The 26,079-nt window shown below is 33.2% G+C and carries 25 protein-coding genes, 1 pseudogene and 1 other annotated feature; of the genes and pseudogenes, 19 read left to right on the top strand and 7 right to left on the bottom strand.

Annotation, left to right across the window (positions count from 1 at the left end):
• The first annotated feature begins 142 nt into the window (after positions 1 to 142).
• On the top strand, positions 143 to 1,564 hold the full coding sequence (gndA, locus tag AC1RPG_RS03210) for an NADP-dependent phosphogluconate dehydrogenase (protein WP_481761210.1): 1,422 nt from the start codon (positions 143 to 145) through the stop codon (positions 1,562 to 1,564).
• Between the two features lie 258 nt (positions 1,565 to 1,822).
• Here gndA and AC1RPG_RS03205 read toward each other — a convergent pair whose 3' ends face one another.
• From AC1RPG_RS03205 to AC1RPG_RS03190, 4 genes are all read right to left on the bottom strand, one after another.
• Positions 1,823 to 2,389 (bottom strand): hypothetical protein, encoded by a 567-nt coding sequence (locus AC1RPG_RS03205; RefSeq protein ID WP_481761211.1) that lies wholly within the window; start codon positions 2,387 to 2,389, stop codon positions 1,823 to 1,825.
• Positions 2,390 to 2,480: 91 nt separating this feature from the next.
• Positions 2,481 to 3,332: a DNA/RNA non-specific endonuclease gene (locus AC1RPG_RS03200; protein WP_481761212.1), complete on the bottom strand. Its 852-nt coding sequence runs from the start codon at positions 3,330 to 3,332 to the stop codon at positions 2,481 to 2,483.
• The gene (locus AC1RPG_RS03195) at positions 3,332 to 3,979 is read right to left on the bottom strand and encodes a sunset domain-containing protein (protein WP_481761213.1); all 648 of its coding nucleotides are present in this window, start codon (positions 3,977 to 3,979) and stop codon (positions 3,332 to 3,334) included. The genes AC1RPG_RS03200 and AC1RPG_RS03195 overlap by 1 nt, the downstream gene beginning before the upstream one ends.
• Before the next feature lie 603 nt (positions 3,980 to 4,582).
• Positions 4,583 to 5,113 carry a GNAT family N-acetyltransferase gene (locus AC1RPG_RS03190; protein WP_481761214.1) on the bottom strand — a complete coding sequence of 177 codons (531 nt, stop codon included), beginning with the start codon at positions 5,111 to 5,113 and terminating at the stop codon, positions 4,583 to 4,585.
• Positions 5,114 to 5,269: 156 nt separating this feature from the next.
• Here AC1RPG_RS03190 and AC1RPG_RS03185 point away from each other — a divergent pair, with 156 nt between their 5' ends.
• The 4 genes from AC1RPG_RS03185 to AC1RPG_RS03170 all read left to right on the top strand — a co-directional run bounded on the left by AC1RPG_RS03185 (position 5,270) and on the right by AC1RPG_RS03170 (position 9,065).
• On the top strand, positions 5,270 to 6,127 hold the full coding sequence (locus tag AC1RPG_RS03185; RefSeq protein WP_481761215.1) for an aldo/keto reductase: 858 nt from the start codon (positions 5,270 to 5,272) through the stop codon (positions 6,125 to 6,127).
• A 313-nt stretch (positions 6,128 to 6,440) separates the two neighbouring features.
• Positions 6,441 to 6,599 carry a hypothetical protein gene (locus AC1RPG_RS03180; protein WP_481761216.1) on the top strand — a complete coding sequence of 53 codons (159 nt, stop codon included), beginning with the start codon at positions 6,441 to 6,443 and terminating at the stop codon, positions 6,597 to 6,599.
• A 271-nt stretch (positions 6,600 to 6,870) separates the two neighbouring features.
• Positions 6,871 to 7,557 carry a response regulator transcription factor gene (locus AC1RPG_RS03175; protein WP_409022671.1) on the top strand — a complete coding sequence of 229 codons (687 nt, stop codon included), beginning with the start codon at positions 6,871 to 6,873 and terminating at the stop codon, positions 7,555 to 7,557.
• Positions 7,558 to 7,595: 38 nt separating this feature from the next.
• Positions 7,596 to 9,065 carry a HAMP domain-containing sensor histidine kinase gene (locus AC1RPG_RS03170; protein ID WP_481761217.1) on the top strand — a complete coding sequence of 490 codons (1,470 nt, stop codon included), beginning with the start codon at positions 7,596 to 7,598 and terminating at the stop codon, positions 9,063 to 9,065.
• A gap of 99 nt (positions 9,066 to 9,164) precedes the next feature.
• Here AC1RPG_RS03170 and yidC read toward each other — a convergent pair whose 3' ends face one another.
• Positions 9,165 to 10,097 (bottom strand): membrane protein insertase YidC, encoded by a 933-nt coding sequence (yidC, locus tag AC1RPG_RS03165; RefSeq protein ID WP_409022669.1) that lies wholly within the window; start codon positions 10,095 to 10,097, stop codon positions 9,165 to 9,167.
• 87 nt (positions 10,098 to 10,184) lie between these two features.
• On the bottom strand, positions 10,185 to 10,460 hold the full coding sequence (locus AC1RPG_RS03160) for an acylphosphatase (protein WP_481761218.1): 276 nt from the start codon (positions 10,458 to 10,460) through the stop codon (positions 10,185 to 10,187).
• A gap of 134 nt (positions 10,461 to 10,594) precedes the next feature.
• On the opposite strand from AC1RPG_RS03160, the gene AC1RPG_RS03155 reads away from it, so the two are divergent.
• From AC1RPG_RS03155 to AC1RPG_RS03120, 8 genes are all read left to right on the top strand, one after another.
• On the top strand, positions 10,595 to 11,359 hold the full coding sequence (locus AC1RPG_RS03155) for a TrmH family RNA methyltransferase (protein ID WP_481761219.1): 765 nt from the start codon (positions 10,595 to 10,597) through the stop codon (positions 11,357 to 11,359).
• A gap of 116 nt (positions 11,360 to 11,475) precedes the next feature.
• On the top strand, positions 11,476 to 11,976 hold the full coding sequence (locus tag AC1RPG_RS03150; RefSeq protein WP_409022666.1) for an HD domain-containing protein: 501 nt from the start codon (positions 11,476 to 11,478) through the stop codon (positions 11,974 to 11,976).
• Between the two features lie 121 nt (positions 11,977 to 12,097).
• Positions 12,098 to 12,442, top strand: a complete 345-nt coding sequence (locus AC1RPG_RS03145; protein ID WP_481761220.1) for a winged helix-turn-helix transcriptional regulator — start codon at positions 12,098 to 12,100, stop codon at positions 12,440 to 12,442.
• A gap of 43 nt (positions 12,443 to 12,485) precedes the next feature.
• Positions 12,486 to 12,714: a binding site (T-box leader), on the top strand.
• A 61-nt stretch (positions 12,715 to 12,775) separates the two neighbouring features.
• Positions 12,776 to 13,822 carry a phenylalanine--tRNA ligase subunit alpha gene (pheS, locus tag AC1RPG_RS03140; protein WP_409022664.1) on the top strand — a complete coding sequence of 349 codons (1,047 nt, stop codon included), beginning with the start codon at positions 12,776 to 12,778 and terminating at the stop codon, positions 13,820 to 13,822.
• Positions 13,823 to 13,827: 5 nt separating this feature from the next.
• Positions 13,828 to 16,248 (top strand): phenylalanine--tRNA ligase subunit beta, encoded by a 2,421-nt coding sequence (gene pheT / locus AC1RPG_RS03135; protein ID WP_481761221.1) that lies wholly within the window; start codon positions 13,828 to 13,830, stop codon positions 16,246 to 16,248.
• 51 nt (positions 16,249 to 16,299) lie between these two features.
• Positions 16,300 to 17,436, top strand: coding sequence for an endolytic transglycosylase MltG (gene mltG / locus AC1RPG_RS03130; RefSeq protein ID WP_481761222.1), 1,137 nt, complete (start codon positions 16,300 to 16,302; stop codon positions 17,434 to 17,436).
• Positions 17,437 to 17,519: 83 nt separating this feature from the next.
• On the top strand, positions 17,520 to 18,002 hold the full coding sequence (gene greA, locus AC1RPG_RS03125; protein ID WP_481761223.1) for a transcription elongation factor GreA: 483 nt from the start codon (positions 17,520 to 17,522) through the stop codon (positions 18,000 to 18,002).
• Positions 18,003 to 18,079: 77 nt separating this feature from the next.
• Positions 18,080 to 18,748 carry a potassium channel family protein gene (locus AC1RPG_RS03120; protein ID WP_481761224.1) on the top strand — a complete coding sequence of 223 codons (669 nt, stop codon included), beginning with the start codon at positions 18,080 to 18,082 and terminating at the stop codon, positions 18,746 to 18,748.
• 49 nt (positions 18,749 to 18,797) lie between these two features.
• Here AC1RPG_RS03120 and AC1RPG_RS03115 read toward each other — a convergent pair whose 3' ends face one another.
• Complete coding sequence (locus AC1RPG_RS03115; RefSeq protein ID WP_481761225.1) at positions 18,798 to 21,434, bottom strand: YfhO family protein; 2,637 nt, start codon at positions 21,432 to 21,434, stop codon at positions 18,798 to 18,800.
• A 235-nt stretch (positions 21,435 to 21,669) separates the two neighbouring features.
• On the opposite strand from AC1RPG_RS03115, the pseudogene AC1RPG_RS03110 reads away from it, so the two are divergent.
• The 6 genes and pseudogenes from AC1RPG_RS03110 to AC1RPG_RS03085 form a co-directional block, all read left to right on the top strand.
• Positions 21,670 to 22,563: pseudogene (locus AC1RPG_RS03110) on the top strand (peptidoglycan D,D-transpeptidase FtsI family protein); the annotation flags it as partial.
• 108 nt (positions 22,564 to 22,671) lie between these two features.
• A complete protein-coding gene (locus AC1RPG_RS03105) occupies positions 22,672 to 23,745 on the top strand; it encodes a penicillin-binding transpeptidase domain-containing protein (protein ID WP_481762408.1) in 1,074 nt (357 codons plus the stop codon).
• A gap of 167 nt (positions 23,746 to 23,912) precedes the next feature.
• On the top strand, positions 23,913 to 24,062 hold the full coding sequence (gene rpmG, locus AC1RPG_RS03100) for a 50S ribosomal protein L33 (protein ID WP_057973409.1): 150 nt from the start codon (positions 23,913 to 23,915) through the stop codon (positions 24,060 to 24,062).
• A gap of 110 nt (positions 24,063 to 24,172) precedes the next feature.
• Positions 24,173 to 24,847 (top strand): rhomboid family intramembrane serine protease, encoded by a 675-nt coding sequence (locus tag AC1RPG_RS03095; RefSeq protein WP_481761227.1) that lies wholly within the window; start codon positions 24,173 to 24,175, stop codon positions 24,845 to 24,847.
• A 20-nt stretch (positions 24,848 to 24,867) separates the two neighbouring features.
• Positions 24,868 to 25,068, top strand: a complete 201-nt coding sequence (locus AC1RPG_RS03090) for a YqgQ family protein (RefSeq protein ID WP_409022657.1) — start codon at positions 24,868 to 24,870, stop codon at positions 25,066 to 25,068.
• A 31-nt stretch (positions 25,069 to 25,099) separates the two neighbouring features.
• Positions 25,100 to 26,065: an ROK family glucokinase gene (locus AC1RPG_RS03085; RefSeq protein WP_481761402.1), complete on the top strand. Its 966-nt coding sequence runs from the start codon at positions 25,100 to 25,102 to the stop codon at positions 26,063 to 26,065.
• Positions 26,066 to 26,079 lie beyond the last annotated feature (14 nt).

Genomic DNA, 26,079 nt, shown 5'->3' with positions numbered 1-26,079 from the left:
AATAGATAGGAATTTTTGATGTCTAGTGTATAATTGACGTTGAAAGTTAAATGGGTTTATTGACAAAGTCGGTAGCTGATACTTTCTTAGATTACATGGTTTTTGATTCACAAAAAATTAAAGAAATGTAGGAGGTATTATAATGGATAAAGCACAAATTGGTGTTATTGGAATGGCTGTTATGGGTAAAAATCTCGCATTGAATGCTGAGAGTCGTGGCCGTACGGTAGCTATTTATAATAGAACGGGAGCTAAAACTGAGCAAGTTATGAAAGACCACTCAGAAAAAAAATTAGTACCCAGCTACTCAATTAAGGATTTTGCAGATTCATTAGAAAAACCTAGAAGAATTATTATCATGGTAAAAGCTGGCAAACCAACTGATGCTGTTATTGCAGAACTATTACCATTCTTAGATAAAGGTGATGTTTTAATTGATGGTGGTAATACTTACTTTGAAGATACAGTACGCCGTAATGCAGAATTAGATAATTCTGGAATTAACTTTATTGGAATGGGCGTTTCAGGTGGCGAAATTGGTGCACTTGAAGGACCATCAATGATGCCAGGTGGCCAAAAAGAGGCATATGACCTTGTTGCACCAATTCTTGAGGAAATGTCTGCTAAAGCTAGCGATGGGACACCATGTGTGACTTATATCGGTCCTAACGGTGCTGGTCATTATGTTAAGATGGTTCATAATGGAATTGAATATGGTGATATGGAATTAATTTCTGAATCATATCATTTGTTAAGAGATTTATTAGGCCTCTCAGTTGATGAAATCGCTGATATCTTCTCTGACTGGAACAAAGGTGAATTGGATAGTTACTTGATCGAAATTACTGCTGATATCTTAACACGTAAAGATGATTTAGGCACTGGTAAACCTATTGTTGATGTTATCCTCGATCGTGCTGGAAATAAAGGTACTGGTAAGTGGTCATCACAGAGTGCACTTGAATTAGGTGTTCCTCAGTCAGTTATTTCTGAATCTGTTTATGCACGTTACATTTCAGCAATGAAAGAAGAACGTGTTGAAGCAAGTAAAGTTTTACCTAAACCAGAAGTTAAATTAGGTGAATTAGATAAAAAAGAATTAATTGAAAAAATTCGTGAAGCATTATACTTTAGTAAAATCATGAGTTATGCACAAGGATTTGAACAATTACGTGTTGCCTCAGAACATTATGAATGGGATTTAAACTTTGGTGATATGGCTAAGATTTGGCGTGCTGGATGTATCATTCGTGCCCGTTTCTTACAAAATATTACTGACGCATTTGACGAAAAAGCTGATTTAAATAACATCTTATTAGATGGTTACTTCAAAGATATTGTTAAAAAATATCAAGAATCAGTTCGAGATATCGTTGGTATTGCTGTTAAAGCTGGTATTCCAGTTCCTGGATTCAGTGCAGCAATTACGTATTACGATCAATACCGTTCAGAAGTTTTACCTGCTAATTTAATTCAAGCACAACGTGATTACTTTGGTGCTCATACGTATGAACGTACTGATAAACCAGGTTCATTCCACTATACTTGGTATACTGAACAATAAAAAAAGTTAATAAATATACTAAAAAAGGCTATCTAACAACGATTTAAAAGTTGTTAGATAGGCCTTTTTTTCTTTTGGTTACGCTTTTGGTTACGTTTGAGTTAAGTATCTAAATATTGTAATAGTTTTGAAGTTACTGTTATATAGATTTGGGTAATCCTTACATTGGAATGACCAAGTAGATCTTCAATGCTGTTAAAGGAGGTACCGACTCCATGTAAAATTAACAAACACAAAATTGTTATCACTCTTTAAAAATTAACGTTGATATCCTAAATTTGGAGAAGTGACTTTTCCAGTAGATTTATTGACGTCAAATTCTACCATGTGTGTTTCAGTATCGAAGACGGATACAATATATTTATTACCTTTATCTAAAGTATCGCTTGATTTAACTTTTGGTTCCCAGTCGCTTGTCTCATTATTGAATGATTTAAAATAGCTTAAAGCAAGTGATTCAGCTTTTGATTGCGTCATCTTAGTTGATGTAGATGAACTTGTAGATTTTTCAGTGGTAGTAACGTTATTTTTCTCAGCCTCAATACTAGAAGAGCTTGCGGCAATAGAACTTTCAGCTGCGGTAATTGAAGAACTTGCAGCTGAGATGCTAGATGCTTGAGCAGATGATTCTGATGATGCTTTACTTTCGGAAGTTGCTTTTTTTATGGACTCTTTCTTACTTGATTCCTTTTTAGCTTTTATAATACTAGATGATGCAGCCTCAGAAGATGAAGAATCCTTACTTGTATTCTTGCTATTCCCACATGCAGTTAGTGAAAGTAGTGTGATGGCAGTAATCCCGACTATTGTTATTTTTTTATTCATAACACAAATTCCTCCAAATATTTTTATAGTAAAAAGCGAGCAGTGGGAATTGAACCCACTCGAAGTATCTATACGCCCGTTATCTATTTGTTTAATTTAGTGTACTAGTACCATCCCTATAATTAAGAGTAACACCGGCCTCTACATTAAAAATGTAAGTATTGAATTTAATTGAGGAGCTACCAATAGATTGAGCTTCCATTTGTACGCCACGAGCAAGAAGTTCATCTCCTCTGAATATTGGAGTAACGCGGTATCTAATATAGTTATTAGGATGTTCTTTAAGGTAAGTAGCTATATCCATTTCATGGGCAAGCATTTCAGGTGCATTCAGTTCACGAGTACCCGTAATTAAATTCTTTGGATTATTGTTCTGACCTGATAATTGATAACCAATTAAATGGCTACGATTATATAACCATCCGTTACTAATACGTTTATTTTTCCAGCCAGTAGGGTTCCAAGTTAACCCTTCGCGTTTCGCGGTAGGCATTAAAGATTTACTTAACATTGCATTGGCGGTTCCAGCACGATTCAGAGAATCTAGGTTGCTGTACGCTTCCCAAGTACCTTTACTAGTAGATAGGGTGCTTTCGCTGAAAGTAGGAATATTATTATTAACTTCTATTTCAGATTTATCACTATAGTTTAGAGATGATAAATCAAGTGTCTTAGATTTTTTAGTTGTTTCTTTTTTTGAAGAATCTTTACTATCATATTTAGCTAACTTATTTTTTAATTCTTTGATTTCTTTGTTAAGTTTGTCTAATTTCACTTGTTCTTTATCAACTTTATTATTAATTTCTTCTGCTTGCTTTTTGGCAGTATAGTCGTAAGTAACATGTGAATCAGATTTTGCTAAAACGGTAGTCGTGTTACTGATACCAATAAAAGTGAATGATAAAATTAGAACACGTATTAATAAATGATTAGTTGATTTCATTATTTTTTCGCCTTTCTATATCCAGCATCTTGAGCGGCTTGTTCTGTTTGGAAAGTAATCGCATTTGATTTACTCATTTTATAACCAGTTTGACCGGGAGTATGGTAAATTTTAGAATTAGTATTACCGATGATGGATCCTCCGCCAGTAGTAACAGAATCTGCGTTAGATGAATCCGTAGATGTAGAATTATTTTCTTTTTGAACGCTGTTAAAATGTTCTTGTTCTTTTTTTGCAGCTAGTCTTTGAGAACTTTCAGATTTAGATTTAGCTTTAGATTCACTTTCTTTTTCAGAAGTGGCTTTAGATTCTTTCTCATTTAATTTTTTACTCAATGATTCAGCTTCAGATTCTTTTGAAGAAACTTCTTTTTTTATAGATTCATATTTTGACTCTGCCTTTTTCTTATCGGCAGAGCCAACTTTTGTTACGGTAGTAAGGGGCGATTGTTTTTTAGTTGGTTCGGCCTGACTAGTCATCCCAATGCCTACAAGTGAAATGATCAGTACAGCAGTAGGGTACCAAACCCGTTTCTTGATTTTAGTGTATATATTTGGATTTTTAGTTTTTGTCATAAATCTTTTAACTGTGTAGTAAATAATAAAATATATTGAAATAAAAAAAATAAGTGCAAATAAAACGTTCATAATACGTGTTCCTCCAAAGATTTTTGTAATGTAAAATAAGCAATAAAAATTGTCTCAGTAATAAAAGTTATGTTGGTAATCTTTTTAAGACAGAAAGCTTGATTGGGCGGAACTAGATTCTTTGACACTAGCATTTCTACTTGAAGAAGGTGCAGTGATACCAATTAGAACGAGTAAAATAAATGAGATTAGGAAACTAAATAATATTAATTTTCTTGCATGATTAGTATCCTTTTTGTTAATTTTTGCGATAATAAATTTAATAACATATACCAAAAATGTGATAAAAGTAGTAATAAATAAGAGAGCGAAAAAGATACTCATGTGGAAAATCCTCCAGAAATAATATTTTTAGTGAAATATTGCGTAATTAGATTATGATGGACATACTCTATATCAATACAATTTTACTATTAAACTTTATAATAGTATATGAAAATAATTATTAGATGAACGTTATGAATATGTCACATTGGGATTAACGTTAAGACGTTAGTTTATGGATATGAAAGAAAAATTAGGCTGAAAAAATCTATTGAATCCCGAAAATATAAAGAATTATTTGTATAAAAATAGAGTGGATTTTCCCACTCTATAAAAAGGCTAATTTTTGGAGTCACTACTGTTTAGAACTAAAATAAAATCGGTTTGGATAGCATCGCCTAAAACAAAATCATGTTGGCTATGTTTTGTTAAGCCTTGTTTTTCATAAAAGGAGAGGGCAGGTTTATTATGTTCCCAAACTCCCAACCAAAGTTGATCTTTTTTAAATTCTTTGGCAACCTCTTTAGATTTTTCAAATAGAAGTTGACCTAATCCCATTTTTTTGTGATTTTTGCGAATGTAAATTCGTTGGATTTCTAAGCCGTTCGGAAAGTCATCTTCAGTTTGTGCGTCGTTAATATTTAATTTTAAATATCCAGTTAACTCATCATTAACATGTACGAAGTAAAAGAATGCATTTGGATCATTTAATTCACTCGTTAATTGTGGTAAAGAATAAGCGGTATCCAAAAAATCTTGTAAATCTTTTGGATCGTTATCTGCAGCGAAAGTATCAGTAAAAGTTTCAATGCTAATCTTTTGTAATATTTCTAAGTCATTAATTGTGCAAAGTGTGATAATAGGTGTCATCGCTTTTTCTCCTTATATGTAATCTAAAATACTTATAGTAATAGTAGCCTAAAGCTGAAAAATAAACAAATATTAAAATAATATAGCATAATCCTTGACTCTGAGTGCACTCCAAGTGTTTAACTTAGTATATTAAATAAAAAGGGAGCGATTTAAATGAATACAGTTACATTAAATAATGGAGTGAAAATGCCACAACTAGGTTTTGGCGTGTATCAAATTCCTTTAGAAGAAACTGCAGAGGCAGTTTATCAAGCGATTAAAGTAGGATATCGATTACTAGATACAGCGATTGCCTATGGAAACGAAGTTGAAACTGGGGAAGCTATCCAAAGAGCGATCACTGAAGGATTAGTGACACGAGAAGAGTTGTTTGTCACAACCAAATTATTTATCCAACATGTTGGTGAAGAAAAGGCGATGAAGGCAATTGATGAATCACTAGAAAGAATGCAGTTAGATTATCTAGACTTATTCTTGATTCACCAACCATACGGTGATGTATATGGTGCTTGGCGCGCTTTAGCTACCGCACAATCTGCTGGGAAAATACGTGCTATTGGGGTGTCTAACTTTGATATCGGAAAATTAATAGAATTCTCTCATATGAATGGTGTGGCTAAAGTTCAAGTTAACCAAATAGAAGTGAACCCATGGAATCAACGTTTAACGGATGAAGCCTATCATGAAAAATTAAGCATTCAAATGGAAGCATGGGCACCTTTTGCTGAAGGCCGGTTAGACTTATTTAAAAATGAAACATTGTCAAAAATTGGTAAACAATACGGTAAATCAGTTGGACAAGTTATTCTAAAATGGTTAATGCAACGTGGTATTGTAGCACTTGCTAAATCTGTGAGACCGGAACGAATGGCAGAAAATATCGACATATTTGATTTTGAATTAACAGTGGAAGACATGGCAACTATTACTGCCTTAGACAAACAAGAATCTGCCTTCTTTGATCATAATGATCCAGAAAGAGTTGAACGGTTCATGGAATTATTGTCATAAATTACCTGAAGTAAAGTTATTTTGCCAATGGTAAATAAAATATAAGTATAAGTATATAACGGAAAAGAAGCATTTGGGATAATTTTATCTATTTGAAGTGGAACCCCCTAAGTTGGAGAAAAATCTAACTTAAGGGGTTTTATTGTGTTCTTAGTTGAAATAAAGGAAAAAACTTTAATAGTTAACCAATGAGGTAGTATGGAATAAGATAATCCGTAACTATTTTTTAAGACGCTAAGGTATAATTTCGATATTCTAATATCCTAACTTAACGGCACACTTAGAAAATATAATGTGGTTTGGTGGAATTATTTTGTCAGAGAATAAAACCTTTTCATATAAGGTTTTTGAAGAAGTTATTTTGAGTATGCTGAATGGAGAAATCCGTGTTAACGTTGTAAAAGAAATTGAAATGGCAAAATTTATAATTGAATTATCGGTTTTACTGATTAAAGCTGCTGGTATCGAATAACTAATTCCAATTTTTAGTTTTCATTTTAATAAAGCGTTAATGATATATTTTTTAAAGTTAACGGTTTGTTATATTAATTTTATTACTCTTTTAGTTAATAATATATTAAAAAAACGGTTAAAAAGTGCTTGAATACCTATATGAGTTGAGCAGTGCAAAGTGTATGCAAGAATATCATTTAATGGTAGAATAAGAAAAGTAAGATATCGGTTAAAAATTGTGTGTATATGGATGAGAAAATAAAATAAAACTAACAGGAGATCATGAAAATATGAGTCGTATTCTAATAATTGAAGATGAAAAAAATTTAGCGCGCTTTGTTGAATTAGAATTACAACATGAAGGATTTGAAACTGAGGTTCATTTTGATGGGCGAACGGGTCTAGAAGCTGCTTTAAATGAAGATTGGGATTCAATTCTACTTGATTTAATGTTACCTGAATTAAATGGTCTTGAGGTTTGTCGCCGTGTACGACAAGTTAAAAATACACCAATCATTATGATGACGGCTCGTGATTCAGTTATTGACCGCGTATCTGGCTTAGACCATGGAGCAGATGATTATATTGTTAAACCATTTGCAATCGAAGAATTATTGGCGCGTTTACGTGCATTGTTACGTCGTATTGATATAGAGGGTGAACAAAATGTTGCAAAACAGACAACTGTCACTTACCGTGATTTAACAATTGAAAAAGAAAATCGTGTTGTTCGTCGTGATGAAGAAGTTATTGAGCTAACCAAACGTGAATATGAACTACTTTTAGCTTTAATGGAAAGTGTTAATGTTGTTTTAGCTAGAGATGTTTTATTAGCTAAAGTTTGGGGATATGAATCAGAAGTTGAAACAAACGTTGTGGATGTTTATATTCGTTACTTACGAAATAAAATAGATCGTAGCGGTGAAGAAAGTTATATTCAAACGGTCAGAGGAACAGGGTACGTAATGAGATCATGAGAAAAAAAATAACCCAGCATCCAAAAGAAGTAAGACGTATGTCACTTAAATGGAAATGGGCATTAGGAACGGCAATAGGTGTTTTACTTATATTTGCCGTTTTTTCTGCGCTTATTTTTCAGAGTTTTAGTGGCGTTTTATTAGATAAAGAAAAAAAAGATGTACAAGATACTTTAAGAACGGTGACGCAACAGTTAAGTCGTGAGAATCAAGACTTAACAATTTCAAGTACTGCACAACATTTAAAACCGATAAATGCAGATTCTCGACCAGATAAAGACGAAAATAACTTGTACTCAAATGCAGTAATTGTTAATTTATCAAGAGAAAATATTGCAGTAGGTGTTTATAATTTGAAGCAACAAGAAGTTTTTGCTTCAAGAAATTTAAACGTACCATTTGTTAAAAAAAATAAAATGACGTTTACTAGCCAAACAATTGATGGCGCAAATGGATATGTTGCTAGAAGAGCTATTTATTCATCTAAAACTGGCAAAAAAATCGGGTATGCACAAGTAACTAATGCTTTAGAAAATTACCATAAAATTAGTAATAAATTAATTCTAATTTTTATTGTTTTAATTATTACGGCAACCTTTGGTAGTGCTATATTAGGGTATATCCTGGCATCTTGGTTACTGAGACCGATTGAAGTAGTGAACGAAACTATTGATATTATTAATGAAGGCGAAACACCAATTGGACATGTACGTGTCCCAGATATGCATAGAAATGATGAGTTATCTGATTTGGCGGACTTGTTCAATAGTATGCTAGATAGGATGGAGCGCTACGTTGATCAACAGCAACAATTTGTTGAAGATGTCTCACATGAGTTAAGAACCCCTGTAGCAATAATTCAAGGTCATATGGAATTATTGAACAGGTGGGGTAAAGATGATCCGGCAGTTCTAGCGGAGTCGATTGAAGCATCTTTGCAAGAAATTAATCGTATGAAGAGTTTAGTTCAAGAAATGCTTGATTTATCAAGAGCTGAACAAGTAGAGATGACATTTAAAAATGAGTTAGTTGATGTCCGATTAGTTGTTTTACAAATTTTCAATGATTTTAAAATGATACATCCCGATTTTACGTTTATTTTAGATGAAGATTTTAATGGAGAAAGTTTGGTAAAAATATCGCATAATCACTTAGAACAAGTTTTAATTATTCTAATGGATAATGCCGTTAAATATTCAGAAACAAGAAAAGAAATTCATATTTCAGCATCAAAAGATATGAAAATGGTTCAAATTGCTATTCAAGATTTTGGTGAAGGAATTTCTAAAGATGACTTAAAAAATGTTTTTAATCGCTTCTATCGCGTTGATAAAGCTAGAAGTCGTGATAAAGGCGGTAATGGTCTTGGATTATCAATCGCACAAAAACTCATTATGGGTTATAAAGGAACATTAGTGGTAGAAAGTGTTGAGAAGCGTGGTTCAATATTCAGAATTTCGTTGCCTCTAGCTACTACTAAACCAACCGAAAAGATAAGAAGAGACTAGTGTTGAAATGCAATACAAAAATTTAGACAGTATAATAAAAAAAGCTTACCATTCTTAGAGCAATTCTAAGAATGGTAAGCTTTTTTTAATGGTTAATCTTTATTTGCGGTTTTGTTTACCAGCATTACGATTACGATTATTTTTTGCTACATTTGAAAGATTATCTTCAACATTATCAATTGTTTGTTCCACTGTTTCTTCAACAGCATCAATTGTTGAACGTTCTCTAACAATTGGTGGGTTCTTAGCAAGTTCAGCTTGAATTTCGCGACGAATCTTAGGACGCATTAACATAATTATAAATGTTTGAACACAAGCGAAGAGGCCACCGATGAAGAAGTAGAGACCAATACCTGCTGGCGCACTCATTGTAACAAAGACCATCATAACTGGACTAGCAATTAACATTGTTTGCATTGTTTTCTTTTGTTCTGGCGGAATGCCAATTGTTGAAATGAATCCTTGACCCAAATACACAATGAAACATAGCACAGTAAAGATAATTGATGGTGTACCTAATTTAATGCTAAAGAAGACAGCATCCTTTAATTCTGAAGAATATAAGATTGCAGCGTATAGCGCAGCAAAAATTGGCATTTGAACTAATAATGGTAGGCAGCCAATTCCGCCAGTCATGCTGACGTTGTTATCTTTATAAAGTGCCATCATTTCTTGACTGATAGCTGCTTTTTCTTCTGAACTTTTAGCATTTTTTTGTCGTTCTTGAATGACTTTTAATTGTGGTTGAATCGAACCCATTTTTTCTTGTTGAACGGTCGCTTTTTTCGATTGATTAATCATCATTGGCATAAGTGCCAAGCGAATGACGATTGAGATAACGATAATTGCTAGACCGTAGTTGTTACCTAGATGAGCGGATAACCAGTCAAGCAATCCCTGAGTTGGTTTTGCTAAATAGTCGTAAACCATCCCAAAAGGATTACCATTCTTGTCTCTGCGGACGCATCCCGATAGGAACAGGACAAGCGCCATGAATATTGGGAGCATTGTTAAACGTTTAATCTTTTTCATTAATATATTTTCCCCTCTTAAAGTGACTATATCGATTACTATACTTTAAATATAGGGGGATTTCAATGGGCTATAAATAAATCGTAATTAGTAAATAACGGTAAAGGCAGTCGGCATATAATTAGTTAAGGAGGTTTCTTTATAATCAGTCACCTTACCGGCTGGTGTAGGTGAATTTTTAACTTTTTGAATAAATTTTTCTAATTGGGTATTATCTGAACTACTTGCTTTAATTGTGACGCTGTCATCAAAATTATTTTGTACTGACCCGTAGATGCCTAGATCATCGGCTAATCTCTTCGTCGTATATCTGAAGCCAACACCCTGCACGCGACCAAAAACAGTTATTTGAATAGCACTCATAATGTAATCCCTCCATATTATAAAGTAGATATAGGCATTTATTGCTTTCATTATAACTGGAAAAGATGATAATGACCAACTAATGCTATTTTAAATATGCTATAATTATTTCCAATAGTAAGAGGGGTACATTTATGGAAAAAATTAATTCAACACAGAATGCTAAGATTAAATACTGGAAAAAATTACAAACTAAAAAAGGTCGTAAAAAGGAAAATAAATACCTTTTAGAAGGCTGGCATTTAGTTAAAGAAGCACTCATGGCAAACACAAAAATTGAATATTTGCTTGTTACTAATGATTTTAGATATTTTGATGAAATAGCCGATACGACAATTGAGCAAGTAGAAATCTCATCTGAAGTTAGTTTATATCTTGCTGACACGAGTACGCCACAAGGTATTTACGCGGTAACTGAGATGGAAGAAAATCAACAATTATCAGTTGACCATTTAACTGGTGGCTGGTTAATGCTAGATGGTGTTCAAGATCCAGGAAATATTGGAACAATGGTTAGAACTGCCGATGCTGCCGGTTTAACAGGTGTCATTTTTGGTGAGGGTAGTGCAGATAGTCATCATCCTAAAGTTTTACGTTCGATGCAGGGAAGCCAATTTCATGTTCAATTAGTGGATGCCGATTTAATGGAAGTTACTACCTTATTCAAAGAAAATAATATTGCTATTTATGGTTCTGAATTAAATGAAGATGCACTTAGTTATCGTGAGATTTCTGCTACAGATAATTTTGGTTTAATTATGGGAAATGAAGGTAACGGGATGCGTAATGACCTGTTAAATGAAACGGATGCTAATTTATATATTCCAATTAAAGGTCGTGCTGAATCGTTAAATGTCGCTATTGCTGCAGGTGTACTAATGTTTCATCTTAAAGCTTAATTATGATATTTGGTGAAATTATTACGATTTACTAAAGATAACTGATTGCGCTTGCAATAGGTGCTCAATCAGTTATGATGGAGATAGGAAAAAATATTTTGGGGGCGTACTAGTATATGAAAAAAGATTCGTATCTTGATGATGAATTATATATGAGTTATGTTGGAGACCTTTTGGCAAAACCAGAAGTTCAAAGATTAAGTGAATATACACAACATCATTTTTCTACTCGATTAGAACATTCAATCTCAGTTTCCTATGACAGTTATCGTATCGCTAAAAGATTACATTTAAATGCAAAAGCAACGGCAAGGGCCGGATTATTACATGATTTATTTTACTACGATTGGCGTACAACTAAATTCGATCGCGGTACACATGCTTGGATTCATCCGCGTATCGCTATTAGAAATGCAGAGAAGTTAACGACATTATCTGATTTAGAAAAAGATATCATCATGAAACATATGTGGGGTGCTACTGTTGCACCACCTAAATATCCAGAGGGATATATTGTAACCATGGTTGATAAATATGAAGCAACAAGTGAAGTTTCATCACCGTTAAAAAATAAATCAAAACATAGCTTTCAGCAATTAATTGCAATTTTAAAATAGTTTTAAAAAGGATAGGCCTACAGGCTTATCCTTTTTGTTTTTTCGAAAACGAACCAATTTGTTTACTTTTTGTTAGTTAATGATAAAATATAGTAATAAAGTAACTGAGGAGGGGTTAATTATGCAAGTTGTTCAAGAAAAAACAAATTATGAAATGTGTCCTAAATTTGAAAAAACTTTTTCAATATTAGGTAAAAAATGGAACGGTTTAATTATTAACGTTTTATTGGATGAAGGACCTCAACGATTTAAAGAATTAGCTCAAAAGGTTGATAAATGCAGTGACCGTGTATTAGTTGAACGTTTAAAAGAACTTGAAGATACTAATATTATCTCAAGAGTCGCCATCGGTGAAACTAGTCGTAGTTTTTATGAGCTTACTGAACAAGGAAAAGACATGAAAAATATGATGGATAGCGTCCATACATGGTCAGAAAAGTGGTATACACTTAAAGATTGCGAGTAAGACTTGACGATAGGCTTTGATACCTTTAAACTATGAATATAGAATAAAGGCTTAGACAGAAAATAGTAGATATTTTTCTTGGATTTAAAGGGATGGTTAGCTAGACTGAAACTAACCAATAAATAAAATATTGAATTCACTTCTAGAGCTGTTAATTAATGTAGGCTAACTTAAATCATGCAATTAACCGGTTAATGGCCGTTATCATTTTGAGTGTTTGGGAATTTGTATTCTCAAAAACAAGGGTGGTACCGCGAGACCTCGTCCCTTTTTAGGACGGGGTCTTTTTGTGTCTAAAATCTATCAAAACAACTAATAAAGGAGTCGATATTAATGGATTTAAAAGAGAAATTACTTGAGTTACAAGAAAAAGGCTTGAAACAAATTCGTGAATCAGAGGATCTAAAACAAATTAATGCTATTCGTGTTAATTTACTTGGAAAAAAAGGACCAATCACAGAAGTTTTAAGAGGTATGAAGGAATTATCAGCCGAAGAACGACCTAAAATTGGTAGCTTTTCTAATACCATTAAAAATGAGTTAGCTGAAGCTATTCGTGTGAAAAATGAAGAACTTGAAATTAAAATGACTGCTAAAAAGTTGGAAAAAGAAAAAATCGATGTAACGCTACCAGGTGCCCAAATTCAATTAGGGCAGCCACATGTTATTATGCAAGTGATTGAAGAATTGGAAGAGCTCTTTTTGGGTATGGGGTATCAAGTTGTTTCAGGTCCAGAAATAGAAGAAGACCATTACAATTTTGAAATGTTGAACTTACCTGCGGATCATCCCGCTCGTGATATGCAAGATACATTTTATATTACAAAAGAATTATTAATGAGAACACAAACATCACCCGTTCAAGCAAGGACAATGGAAACACATGATTTTTCAAAAGGACCATTAAAAATGGTTTCACCTGGTAAAGTTTATCGACGTGATACAGATGATGCAACGCATTCACATCAATTTCACCAGTTCGAAGGGTTAGTAATCGACAAACATATTACGATGGCAGACTTAAAGGGAACGATTGAACTGATTGCTAAAACAATTTTTGGAGAAGAACAAGAAATTCGGTTACGACCAAGTTACTTCCCATTTACGGAACCGTCAGTTGAAGTCGATGTGACCTGTTTTAAATGTGCGGGTAAAGGGTGCTCAATCTGTAAATACACAGGCTGGTTAGAAGTTTTAGGCGCTGGAATGGTACATCCTAATGTATTAAGAATGGCCGGTGTCGACCCTGAAGTATACGGTGGTTTTGCCTTTGGTTTAGGACCAGATCGTTTTGCGATGCTTAAATATAGTATCGACGATATTCGTCATTTTTATTTAAACGATAATCGATTCCTGTCACAATTTACGAAAAGAGGTTAGAGATAATGAAAGTATCTAAAAATTGGTTGAATGAATATTTAACATTAGAAATTGAACCTGAAATTATTGCTGAAAAAATAGCTCGTACAGCCGTTGAAATTGATAGCGTTGAACGTCCTTCTGAAGGACTTAAAAAAATTGTTGTTGGATATGTTGATAGTTTGGTACCACATCCAGACTCTGATCATTTAAATATCTGCCAAGTTGATGTTGGTGAAGGATCTCTTAGTCAAATCGTTTGTGGCGCACCTAATATTGCCGCAGGGCAAAAAGTTATTGTTGCATTACCCAATTCTAGAATTGCTGATAATGTTAAAATCAAACGTGGTAAAATGCGCGGACAAGCTTCTGAAGGTATGATTTGTGCATTACAAGAAATTGGATTTTCAGATAGTGTCGTGCCTAAAGAATTTGTAGAAGGTATCTACGTAATGCCAGAAAATGCAATTCCTGGTGAATCAGTCTTTGATTACTTAGGTATGAATGATGACATTATTGATATTGATGTGACACCAAATCGTGCTGATATGTTAAGTATGCGTGGGGTAGCACATGAACTATCTGCTGACTATGATGTTCCGGCAACATTTAAGCATCCAGAATTGAAAGAAACATCTACTGAAAAAATTGAAGATTACATTTCTTTATCGTTGCCTGATAAAACGTTAGCACCCACATATTCGATGCGCGTGATTAAAGATTTAACAATTAAAGCAAGTCCAATGTGGTTACAAATTCGTCTTTGGAACGCAGGCGTTAGACCTATTAATAATGTCGTTGATGTGACCAATTATATATTGATGGATTATGGTCAACCATTACATGCCTTTGATTATAATAAATTGGGAAGTAAAGATATTTTAGTAAGAACAGCTATTGCTGGCGAAAAGATTACAACACTAGATAGCGAAGAACGTGAATTAAAAGAAAAAGATATTGTGATTACAAATGGTAAAACACCGATTGCTATTGCTGGGACAATGGGTGGCGAATCAACACAAATAACCGACGAAACTGTGACAGTTGCGATTGAATCTGCAGTATTTAACAATTCAATGGTTAGAAAAACAGCACGCACACATGGTATTCATAGTGAAGCCTCAATGCGATTTGAACGTGGTATTAACGTTGAAACAGTACAAGAAGCACTTGATGCAGCAGCAGAGTTAATCGCTAATTTAGGTGATGGAACAGTTGTGTCGGGTACGGCAAGTGCAAGTAAGCTAGAAGCAGAGTCAACTTTTGTTGATACAACGGTGGCACATATTAATGGTGTACTTGGGACTGAATTATCAGAATCTGAAATCACTAAATTATTTAAACAATTAGGATTTACGGTTGTAAATCGCGATGGTACTTTAAATGTTGAAGTTCCTGCAAGACGTTGGGATATTAGTATTGAAGCAGATTTAGTAGAAGAAATCGCGCGTATTTATGGATACGATAATATTCCTTCTACACTACCAACTGGCAAAATGACTCCTGGTAAATATACTTATAAACAAAAAATGATTAAACAGGCGCGTCATATTTTGGAATCAGCTGGGTTATCTGAAGTTATTAGTTATGGATTAACAACGGAAGAAAAAGCTGGTAAATTTATTTTTGAAGAAAAAGATGTTTTTACGACAAATTTAATGTTCCCAATGAGCTCAGAACGAACAACAACAAGAATGAACTTAATCAGCGGGTTATTAGATGATTTAGCGTACAATGAAGCACGAAAATCTGACAATCTTGCTTTCTATGAACAAGGAAGAGTCTTTTTCCGCAGTGAGGGCGAAGAGCGACCTACTGAAATTGAACATATTGCAGGTGCAATGACAGGATTATTTAAACTTGCAAATTGGCAAAATGAAAAACAACCTGTTGATTTCTTCATGATTAAAGGTGTTGTTGAACAATTATTAACACAATTAGAATTAGTTGATGATGTTACTTATGTATCTTCTGAAAGTCATGAAGATATGCATCCAGGACGAACAGCTGATATCTATTTAAAAGATGAATTAATTGGTTTTGTCGGCCAAGTACATCCTAATTCAGCTAAAGAATTTAATTTAAAGGAAACATACGTTTTCGAATTAGATCTTCAAAAATTAGTTGATGCGAAAAAAGCAGACCGATTATTTGCGCCTATTTCTAAATTCCCATCAGTTACTCGTGATGTGGCCCTCCTAGTTGCTAATGATATAGCTAACAGTGAGATTGAAGCGTTAATTAAAAAACAAGGTGGAAAGTCTTTAATTGATGTTCATTTATTTGATCTTTATCAAGGATCTCATATTGAAAATGGCATGAAATCCCTTGCTTATACGTTAACTTATCAAGATATTACAAAAACTTTGGTTGAAGAAGATGTCACAAATGATTTTAACCGTGTTATCGAAGCTTTAAAAGAGACGCTTAGGGCTGATATTCGATAATTTAGGACGCAGCTTAATAATACTTATTATTAAGCGTGAGGAGGTTAAACAATGAAAAAAGATGATACATCTCCAGAATTACCGCCAGAGAATAATAAAAACCAGGCTAAGAAAATTATTGCAGGGGTCATTGCATTATTATGTATATTACTACTGACAATATTGTTTATGACCTATAGATATATCAAGGCATCTTTAGATCCACTAGATAAAAATAATAATAAAATTGAACAAGTTTATATTCCAATTGGATCAAGTACAAAACAAATTGGAACAATTTTAGAAAAAAATAAAATTATTAAAAGTGGTACGGTGTATACGTACTATGTCAAGCAAAAAAAGGTGTCACAATTTAAGGGCGGCTACTATCAACTTAAGGCATCTATGAGTTTGGATAAAATTGCTTGGACACTTCAACAAGGTGGAAGTAGTGAGCCTATACAAAATAAATTAGCGAAAGTATTAGTTGGTGAGGGAACAACAATTAACCAAATCGGTAAATCCATTTCAAAAGAAACAAATTTTTCATATAATGATTTTATTAAATTAATGAAAAATAAAACTTTTTTGGATTACTTAGATAAAAAATATCCAGATCTTTTAGATACCACTATGGCATCTAAAAACGTGAGATATCCTTTAGAAGGTTATTTGTTCCCAGCTACGTATACTGTTTATAAAAAAACAACGTTAAAAAATCTTGTTGAGCAAATGATTGTTAAAGCAAATGATGAATTATCGCCTTATTATGCAACAATAAAAAAACAAAAATTAACAGTACAAGAGGTCATTTCTCTCGCTTCATTAGTTGAAAAAGAGACGGAAAACCATAAAGATCGTCAAAAAATTGCCGGTGTTTATTTCAATCGAATTGCATCAGAAATAACGTTACAATCAAAAATATCAGTTAGTTATGCGCTAAATATACCGCAAAAAGATTTAACGTCAGCTGATTATTACGTGGATAAACCATATAATTTGTACGTTTATAAAGGATATGGACCTGGTCCATTTAACAATGCTAGTTTAGATTCTATCCAGGCTGTTTTGACACCATTGGACAGAAAGAAAGGTAATTTCTATTTTATTTTCAATTCAAATTCTAAAAAAATAGAATATTCTAAAACGTATGAATATTACCAAGCATTTTCACCTATGACACAGGCTGATAATGATTATGTTCAATAATCCACGCAACCGGTTTACAATCACAAAATTAAATGTTAACCTGATAGGCATATTGAACTTATTAATTTTAAGAGGAGTAAGTGATGGCAGAAGATAAAGTATATCCAATGACCGTAGACGGTAAAGTTAAACTTGAAGAAGAACTTGAAACATTAAAAACAAAAACGCGTGCAGAAATTATTAATCGTATTAAGATTGCACGTAGTTATGGCGATTTATCAGAAAATTCAGAATATGAATCAGCTAAAGATGAACAAAGTTTTGTTGAAGGCCGAGTTAAAACAATTGAACATATGCTCCATTATGCAGAAATTATTGATAACGCTGGTGTAGATGCTGACGAAGTTTCTGTTGGTAAAACAGTTTCATTTATGGAACCTGGTGAAGAGGAAGAAACATACACGATTGTTGGTGCGGCAGAAGCTGACCCAATGTCTGGTAAAATTTCAAATGAATCACCAATCGCTAAAGGATTAGTTGGCCATAAATTAAATGAAACAGTAACAATTGAAACACCAAATGGTAATTTTGAAGTCAAAATTACCGATGTTAAAGATAATTTATAAAAGCTAAATATAAAAGATTAAGTTGCAAATCATTTGTTACTTAGTCTTTTTTTATTAAATTAAGTAGGTGAGATAAGTTGAAAAAGAATTTTGCAATAATCGGTTTAGGTCGATTTGGTGCGAGTGTTTGCGAAACGTTGATTGAGTATGGGCAAGAAGTTTTAGTTATTGATAGGGATGAAGCTCGTGTAAATGATTATATGGATATTGCAACACATGCTGTTGTTGCCGATGCACAAGATGATGAAGCTTTAAAATCAATCGGTATTCGTAATTTTGATCATGTGATTGTCGCAATTGGTGAAGATATTCAAGCAAGTATCTTAGTCACATTGATGGTTAAAGAATTAGGTGTTCCTGTCGTAACGGCTAAAGCATTGAATAAATATCACGCTCGTGTACTCCAAAAGGTTGGGGCAGATCATATTGTTCATCCTGAACGAGATATGGGAATCAAGTTGGGTAGGGCATTAAGTTCTAATCATTTGTTAGATTACTTAGATTTAGATGATGATTACCGATTGGCAGAAATTGATATGACAGATCCGAGATATGTTAATAAGACATTAGATGAATTAAATTTCAGATCAACATTTAATTTAAATGTAATCAGTATTAGACGTGGTAAAGAAATGATTATTTCACCATTAGCAGATCAAATTATTTTACCAAATGATCAGGTACTGATTATTGGTGAAACAAAAGCTGTCACAGAATTTGATGAAAAAATGAACAAGACTAAATAAAAGGACAAGATTGCATATTGCAATCTTGTCCTTTTGTATTATACAAAAACTATTTAATCAATCTTTTTGTGTGAACGATAATTGGCTTAATAAGTATCAAGAGAATAGCCAAAATTGAGACGATCAAACCAATACCCATGTATGGTGGCCAATAGATAAGTTTAACGGTATGATTTCCCTTAGCAACTTTAAAGCTGAGAAAAGTATTCAATGATTTATTAGTTGCTACGGATTTACCATCAACTTTAACATGCCAACCTTTACTGTATGGAATCGTTGTAAAGACGACTTGATGATTACGTTTAACTGATATTGAACCTGTGATTGAATGTTGATTGTATTTTGTAACGTTTAATTCACTAGATTTTAGTTGCTTAATTTGGGATTTAAATGAATTAACATTCATTTGATAAAGCGTAAAGTTTTCTAAGAAAAGGGTTCTTTTCTTTAATTTAGCTGTCAGAACTATTTTTTTACCTTTATTATTGGATGCAATATTAACAACAACTGTATTTCGATACGTTTTATATTGTTTTAATTCGTGACCATTTAATTTAAATAAAACATTATCAGTACTTAATCCTGAACCTAAGGTTAAATAATAAGCATCGTTTGTTGTTGGTGTGTATGTGAAAGTGACTAGTCCAGATTTATTTAGTTTCGTTTTTGTTAGAATAGAATTTGTTAAATTAATTTGTGAACCAACGTTATCAAAATTGACAGTATTAAAATTAATTGGTGTAAATAAAGCATCGTTATTAATACCGGTTAGAGCAGATAACCAATCAGACTGATATCTTAATGGGTTAGTTGTTTTATTCTTGTTTGTCAATATAGTATCATTTGCTGCATAGCCAATTGATAAAGCATACGGATTTTTAACCGTTTCAGTTAACGAGTTATTTGAGACAGGTCTATAGTAAGCTGTATCAGGTTTTTCAGTTAGTGGTGTCAATGTTTCTAACTGTGTGTCCAATGCCTTAGAAGTCCGTAATTGTTTTGGTGTAAAAACGTACTTCATATTTAATAGGGCATCTGTTACCAAGGTACCATTTGAGTAAGTGACATAATTATCACCATCAGGTTGTCCTATCTTACCGTAAAAAGTTGGGATTGATTTTGAAAAAGCAGAACTAAAATGGGAACCGCTGAAAAAATCAGCTGACATGGCATCATTTTTAGTCCGACTGTATGTTTGTGCGACACGATAGAAAGAATTATCAATTTTTTTTAACGATTTACTTTCAGTTGCTAGGGCAGTCGTTGACACGTCGTATTCACTTGTAGATAAATAACTAATGTTATCTAATGAATAAACAGCGTTACATGACATCTCAGCTATTACACTTGCAAATAACAACCATTTGAATGAAGGTGATGCATGATCTTGGAACTGAATTAAAATTAACGTTAAAAGAATAAATAAAATTGATAGGAATAAAGTTTCATCAGATAAATAACTATAAGATTCTTTTGATATAAATAAGTACGTAAACATTCCGATGAATAAAAGACCTACAATACTCAATTTCCAGAATTTTATAGGATTAAAGTACTCAAATTGTTGAGCAGCTAAAAGGATAATCCAAAAGCAAAATACAAATGAAAAACGATAAGGATACCAAACTGGAAATTGCATTCCGTGCCATAGTAAATCTAAAGGTTCAAAGCACATCGATAGGATCAAGAAACTTGTGATTAAAAAAGAGACAACCCGTTCTTTAATTGAAAAACGGTTATTCATGAAATATAAGATAAAACCAATTAAAGCCAAACTCCCTACAAAAATATTAGGGAAACCAGAAGGCATTTGATCAAAATTGAATGAACCAATCACAAATTTTGAAAGCATCGCTAAAGGATTATATTCAATTTTTGCTTTAATAGATTCTTCCGTGTATTCTCCCTTACTTGAAAGCAATGAGAATAGAGTTGGAAAGAGGATAATTGCTGAAATTGCTACAGAAACTAGAGATTTATAGATGAAAATCCATGATTTTTTAAAAAATTGTTTAACTGATAGAGATACACGACTTGTTGTATATAAGAAATATAAAATCATAAAAAGACAGACCATATAACCCATATAATAGTTAACGATTAAAAGTAACGCAAGCCACCAAGTATAAGCCCAACTTTTTGAATTCAACTGTAATTTTTCAAAGCCTAAAATAACTAAAGGTAATAGAATAACAGCGTCTAACCATAATAAATTAAGTTGGTTAGCAATCGTCCAACCCATTAGCGCATACGCTGTGGCAAATAATGGGATATAAAGTGAAGTCATTCTTGTTGTTTTCTTTAATAATAAACCGAACGTAAGGCCTGATAAGGCATATTTTAAAAGGGTGACTACCATAACACCCGCTAAAATTGATTTTCCTGGAAATACTAAGAAAATAAGATTAAAAGGACTCATTAAGTAGTATGCCCACTCACCTAACATATCACCACCAATTGCTTGTGAAAATGAATAGAAAAAACTAGTAGGATGATGGAGAAGTGTGGCTCTAAAATAAGAGAAAAAATCAATATATTGCTGACCTAAATCAACAGTTAATAGAGAACTATTCCCAAAAGGATACATTTTGCGGCCAATAAAGTAACAAAGCATAATGAATAAAGGAATAAGGAAACTTAGAAGGAGTACATGATTCTTTTTAAGATAATTTTTAAGCTTAACCATTTTAAAACCTCTCTGACTATTAATGTATGGTAATAAGAATAGCATATTTGGGACTTTACCGCATAAATCAGCAGCAGATAAAAATATATTTAATCTGATTATTAAAGTTTTTATTATAATATAAATTGTTAGCCTGTTTATTGGGCCAATGAATCTTAAAAATGTGGTAATATGGTAAATGATATATTTATACGAATTAAAAGACTAATAATGATACAGTGAGAGGTAATTAAACGTGAAACTTCCAAAAACAAAACAAGGTCGAAGCAAACAAAATAAATCACATATTCCATTTAGATTAAATTTCCTGTTTTTTATTGTTTTCCTACTTTTTGCAGCATTACTGGCGCAGTTAGCCTATTTACAAATTTTAAACGGAGCTTCATTTGAAGCGACAGTTAATAGTACGGATACGACAACAGAAACTAAGAATGTACAGCGTGGGATGGTTTATGACTCAACAGGTAAGGTTCTAGTTGGTAATAATTCTTCTCGAGCAATTACTTATACAAAAGGATCAGGTATCCTATCGCCTGATTTATATAAGATAGCTAATAACTTAGTAACCTATGTCAGTATTGATACGAGTAAATTAACAGACCGCAATGCTGCTGATTACTACTTAGCGGATAAGGGGCATTTAAAAGCTGTCACTGCTGCTGTAAAAAAAGAAAAAAATTTAACATCTGCTGAGTTAAACAAATTATCAACTACTGATTTTAATACATTGACAGTAGCATATGCTGTTAAAAATAACATTGATTCATTAACTGATGAAGAAAAAGAAGCTGCTACTGTTTTTGGGAAAATGACGGGTGCTTATTCATTATCAACTGTTTACTTAAAAACCTCTGATGTTTCCGATAAGGAGATGGCTGAAGTAGGTGAACATTTATCAGGGATGAATGGGATTAAAATAGGAACTAACTGGTCACGAAGTTACCCAAATGGTAAAAGTATGAACAGTATCATCGGAAATGTCACTAGTGAAGCTACTGGGCTACCTAGTGATAGCGTGGAAACGTTAATGACTGAAGGTTATTCACGAAATGATAGTGTTGGTCAGAGTTATTTAGAAAAACAATATGAAGATGTTTTAAAAGGAACAAAGTCACAAACTAAGGTTGAAGTGGCTAATAGTAAAATAGTAAAACAAGTACAAGAATATAGTGGTAAAAAAGGTGATAATCTCGTCTTAAATATTAACGCTAAATTCCAAGCTCAAGTTCAAAAGATTATGAACGATAGTGTGAAATCAATTGCTGGAAGCAATCCTTATAATCCAGGGGCCTACGCAGTTGTCATGAACCCAAATACAGGTGCCGTTTATGCAATGGCCGGTGTTAATCGAAATATTAAAACAGGTAAGATTACGGATGATGCTTTAGGGTCGATTAATCAAGTATTTACCATGGGTTCTGTTGTAAAAGGTGCTACGGTTATGGGAGCTATGATGGATGGGGCAATTACACCAACTAGCAATACCATAACTGATGAACCTATTAAGCTTGCTGGGACAGCTCCTAAGTCATCATGGTTTAATACATCTGGTTCAGCTAACGTTGCGTTAACAGCTTCTGATGCATTAATGGTTTCTTCTAACTCGTACATGATGCAGTTAGCAATGAGAGAAGGCGGATTCAAATATTCAAGTGGTTCTTCACTGGATATGTCGAATTCAATTTTCCCCAAAATGCGTGGTTACTTTAATCAATTCGGACTTGGTATCAAAACAGGTGTTGATTTACCTGGTGAGTCAACTGGTTTTGAGGGTGTAGCTAACCAAACAAATATTGGTAAAGCACTTGATTTATCTTTCGGAAATTATGATTCATATACAACTATTCAATTAGCGCAATACATGTCAACGATGGCTAATGGTGGTACAAGATTACAACCACAAATTGTAAAAGCGATTCGTTCAACAAATGAGGATGGTTCTTTAGGTTCTGTTCAAACTGAAATGACACCTAATATTTTAAGTACAGTTAACGCAACAAAATCAGAATTTGATGTTGTTCAATCAGGATTTTATAAGGTTGTTCATGGATCAAGTTCATTGAGAACTGGGAATGCGATGAGTGATGTAACACCATCAATTTCAGCTAAAACAGGTACTGCTCAAACATTCTATGGAACATCTGAAACTGAAGCACTTAGTTTGGCTTCATATGCACCTTCTAACAAGCCTAAAGTGGTCGTTGCACTCGTTTTCCCTGGAATGGCTAATAATACAGGTAGTGCTGTGAATGGTCAGGCAGCAGTTTCAATTTATTCAGCATTTTGGAAAACTGTTGAATCTGATAAATAATATTAAGGAAATAAGTCATCTAATACCTGATTTTATTGCTGTAAAGTAAATTTCCTTAACAAATAAAAAAAAACACTAGCGTTTACTTATTAATAATGATATTATATAAGACGTTAAAGACTAATTGTCTTATGAAATTATGAAGAAATATATGGAGGGTTGCAACCATGCGTGTACACATTACATTAGAATGTACGGAATGTCATGAACGGACATACCTATCAAGTAAAAACAAACGTAATAATCCAGATCGTGTTGAGCTTAATAAATTTTGCCCACGTGATCGTAAGGTTACTTTACATCGCGAAACAAAATAACAACGGGAATTTTCCTGTTGTTTTTTTGTTTTAAATAACTTTTATACTAGTTGAAATAAAATCTTGTAAACGTTATTTTGTAAATTTTTATATGAAATAAGGAGCTATCTATGAATTTGGCAAAATACAAAAATACACCATTTATGACGTACTTTTTTATTGGATTATCAGCAATTGTTTTCATCGCAATGACACTTGCTGGTGGTAGTCAAGACACAAATGTATTAATTGAATTTGGCGCTAAATATAATCCACTGATCATGGACGGCGAGTGGTGGCGATTATTTAATCCCATATTTTTACATATTGGATTTGAACATATTGTCCTTAATATGGTTACATTGTATTTTATTGGTATCCAAATTGAGATGTTATTTGGTCATTGGCGTTTTACAGGCATTTATTTGCTTGCTGGAATTGCTGGCAATATTGCAAGTTTCACGTTCAGTCCAGATACTATTTCGGCAGGCGCTAGTGGTGCTATTTTTGGTTTATTTGGGGCATTCCTAATGTTAGGTGATAATTTTAGAAAAAGTGCCTATTTTAGACAAATGTCGCAGCAATTTTTACTATTCATTGTGTTAAATCTTGCGTTTGGGTTTATGTCGTCAAGTACAGATAATGCAGCTCATATTGGCGGTATTTTATCTGGATTCTTAATCGCAACGACTGTAGGCGCACCAAGATTGGCACGAATCAGTCATATTAAACAGATAGCTGCATTCGTTATTTTAATTATTATCAATTTAATTCTGATTAAAATTGGAATTTCTAATAGTATCTAGTTTAAGGTGGTGACCGTTAATTGAAAAATTTGTATGATGTCCAACAACTATTGAAACAATTTGGTGTGTACGTTTATGTTGGTAAACGTATGTGGGATATTGAATTAATGGCATTGGAATTAGATAATTTACATCGATCAGGAGTGATTGATGACAAAATCTATGCTAGAGCTAAAATTGTACTATCTCATGAACATCGAGTTGAAGAACAAAATAATTGAGAGTGTAAGTGGAGGAATTTGAATAATGGTAATTGAAAAAAAATTAATTGGTGTCGACTTAGGTGGCACAACAGTTAAATTCGCTATTTTAACTGAAACAGGCGATATTCAACAAAAATGGAGTATTGAAACAAACGTTCTTGATGAAGGCTCACATATTGTGCCAGATATCATTGCTTCAATTAATCACCATATCAGACTATTTGATATGACTGCTGATCAATTCGTTGGAATTGGTATGGGCTCACCAGGTACAGTAAATCGTGCAGATGGAACTGTTATTGGTGCATATAATTTGAACTGGAAAACATTGCAAAATGTTCAAGCAGATATTGAATCCGGTACACAAATTCCATTTGCTATTGATAATGACGCCAACGTTGCTGCTTTAGGTGAACGTTGGAAAGGCGCTGGCGAAAATGATGATGAAGTTGCCTTCATCACGCTTGGAACTGGTGTTGGTGGCGGTATTATCGCTAACGGTGCATTATTACATGGTGTTGCTGGTGCTGGTGGCGAAGTTGGACATATTACAGTTGAACCTAATGGCTACATGTGTACTTGTGGTAAGCATGGTTGTTTAGAACAATATGCTTCAGCTACTGGTGTTGTACGTGTAGCTCGTGATATGGCTGAAGAGTTTGCTGGCCAATCAAAATTAAAAGAAATGTTAGATGACGGACAAGAAATTACATCTAAATTAGTTTTTGATTTAGCTAAAGAGAATGATGTTTTAGGTAAAATGGTCGTTGATAAGGTATCGTATTATCTTGGACTAGCTTGTGGTAACTTAGGTAATATGTTAAATCCAGCATATATTGTTATCGGTGGCGGTGTTTCTGCTGCTGGAACGTTCCTATTAGATCAAGTTACTAAATACTTTAAACAATTTTCATTCCCAACAGTTCGTTCATCAACATCATTAAAATTAGCACAATTAGGAAATGAAGCTGGCGTTATTGGTGCCGCTTCACTTGCTCGTCAGTTTATTAAATAATAATTGAGGGGAGA

It is taken from the genome of Dellaglioa sp. CoH-57-MRSF-18 (assembly GCF_056781995.1).
The sequence above is the reverse complement of the archived record's forward strand: the minus strand, read 5'-3'. Positions and strand labels throughout refer to the sequence as shown.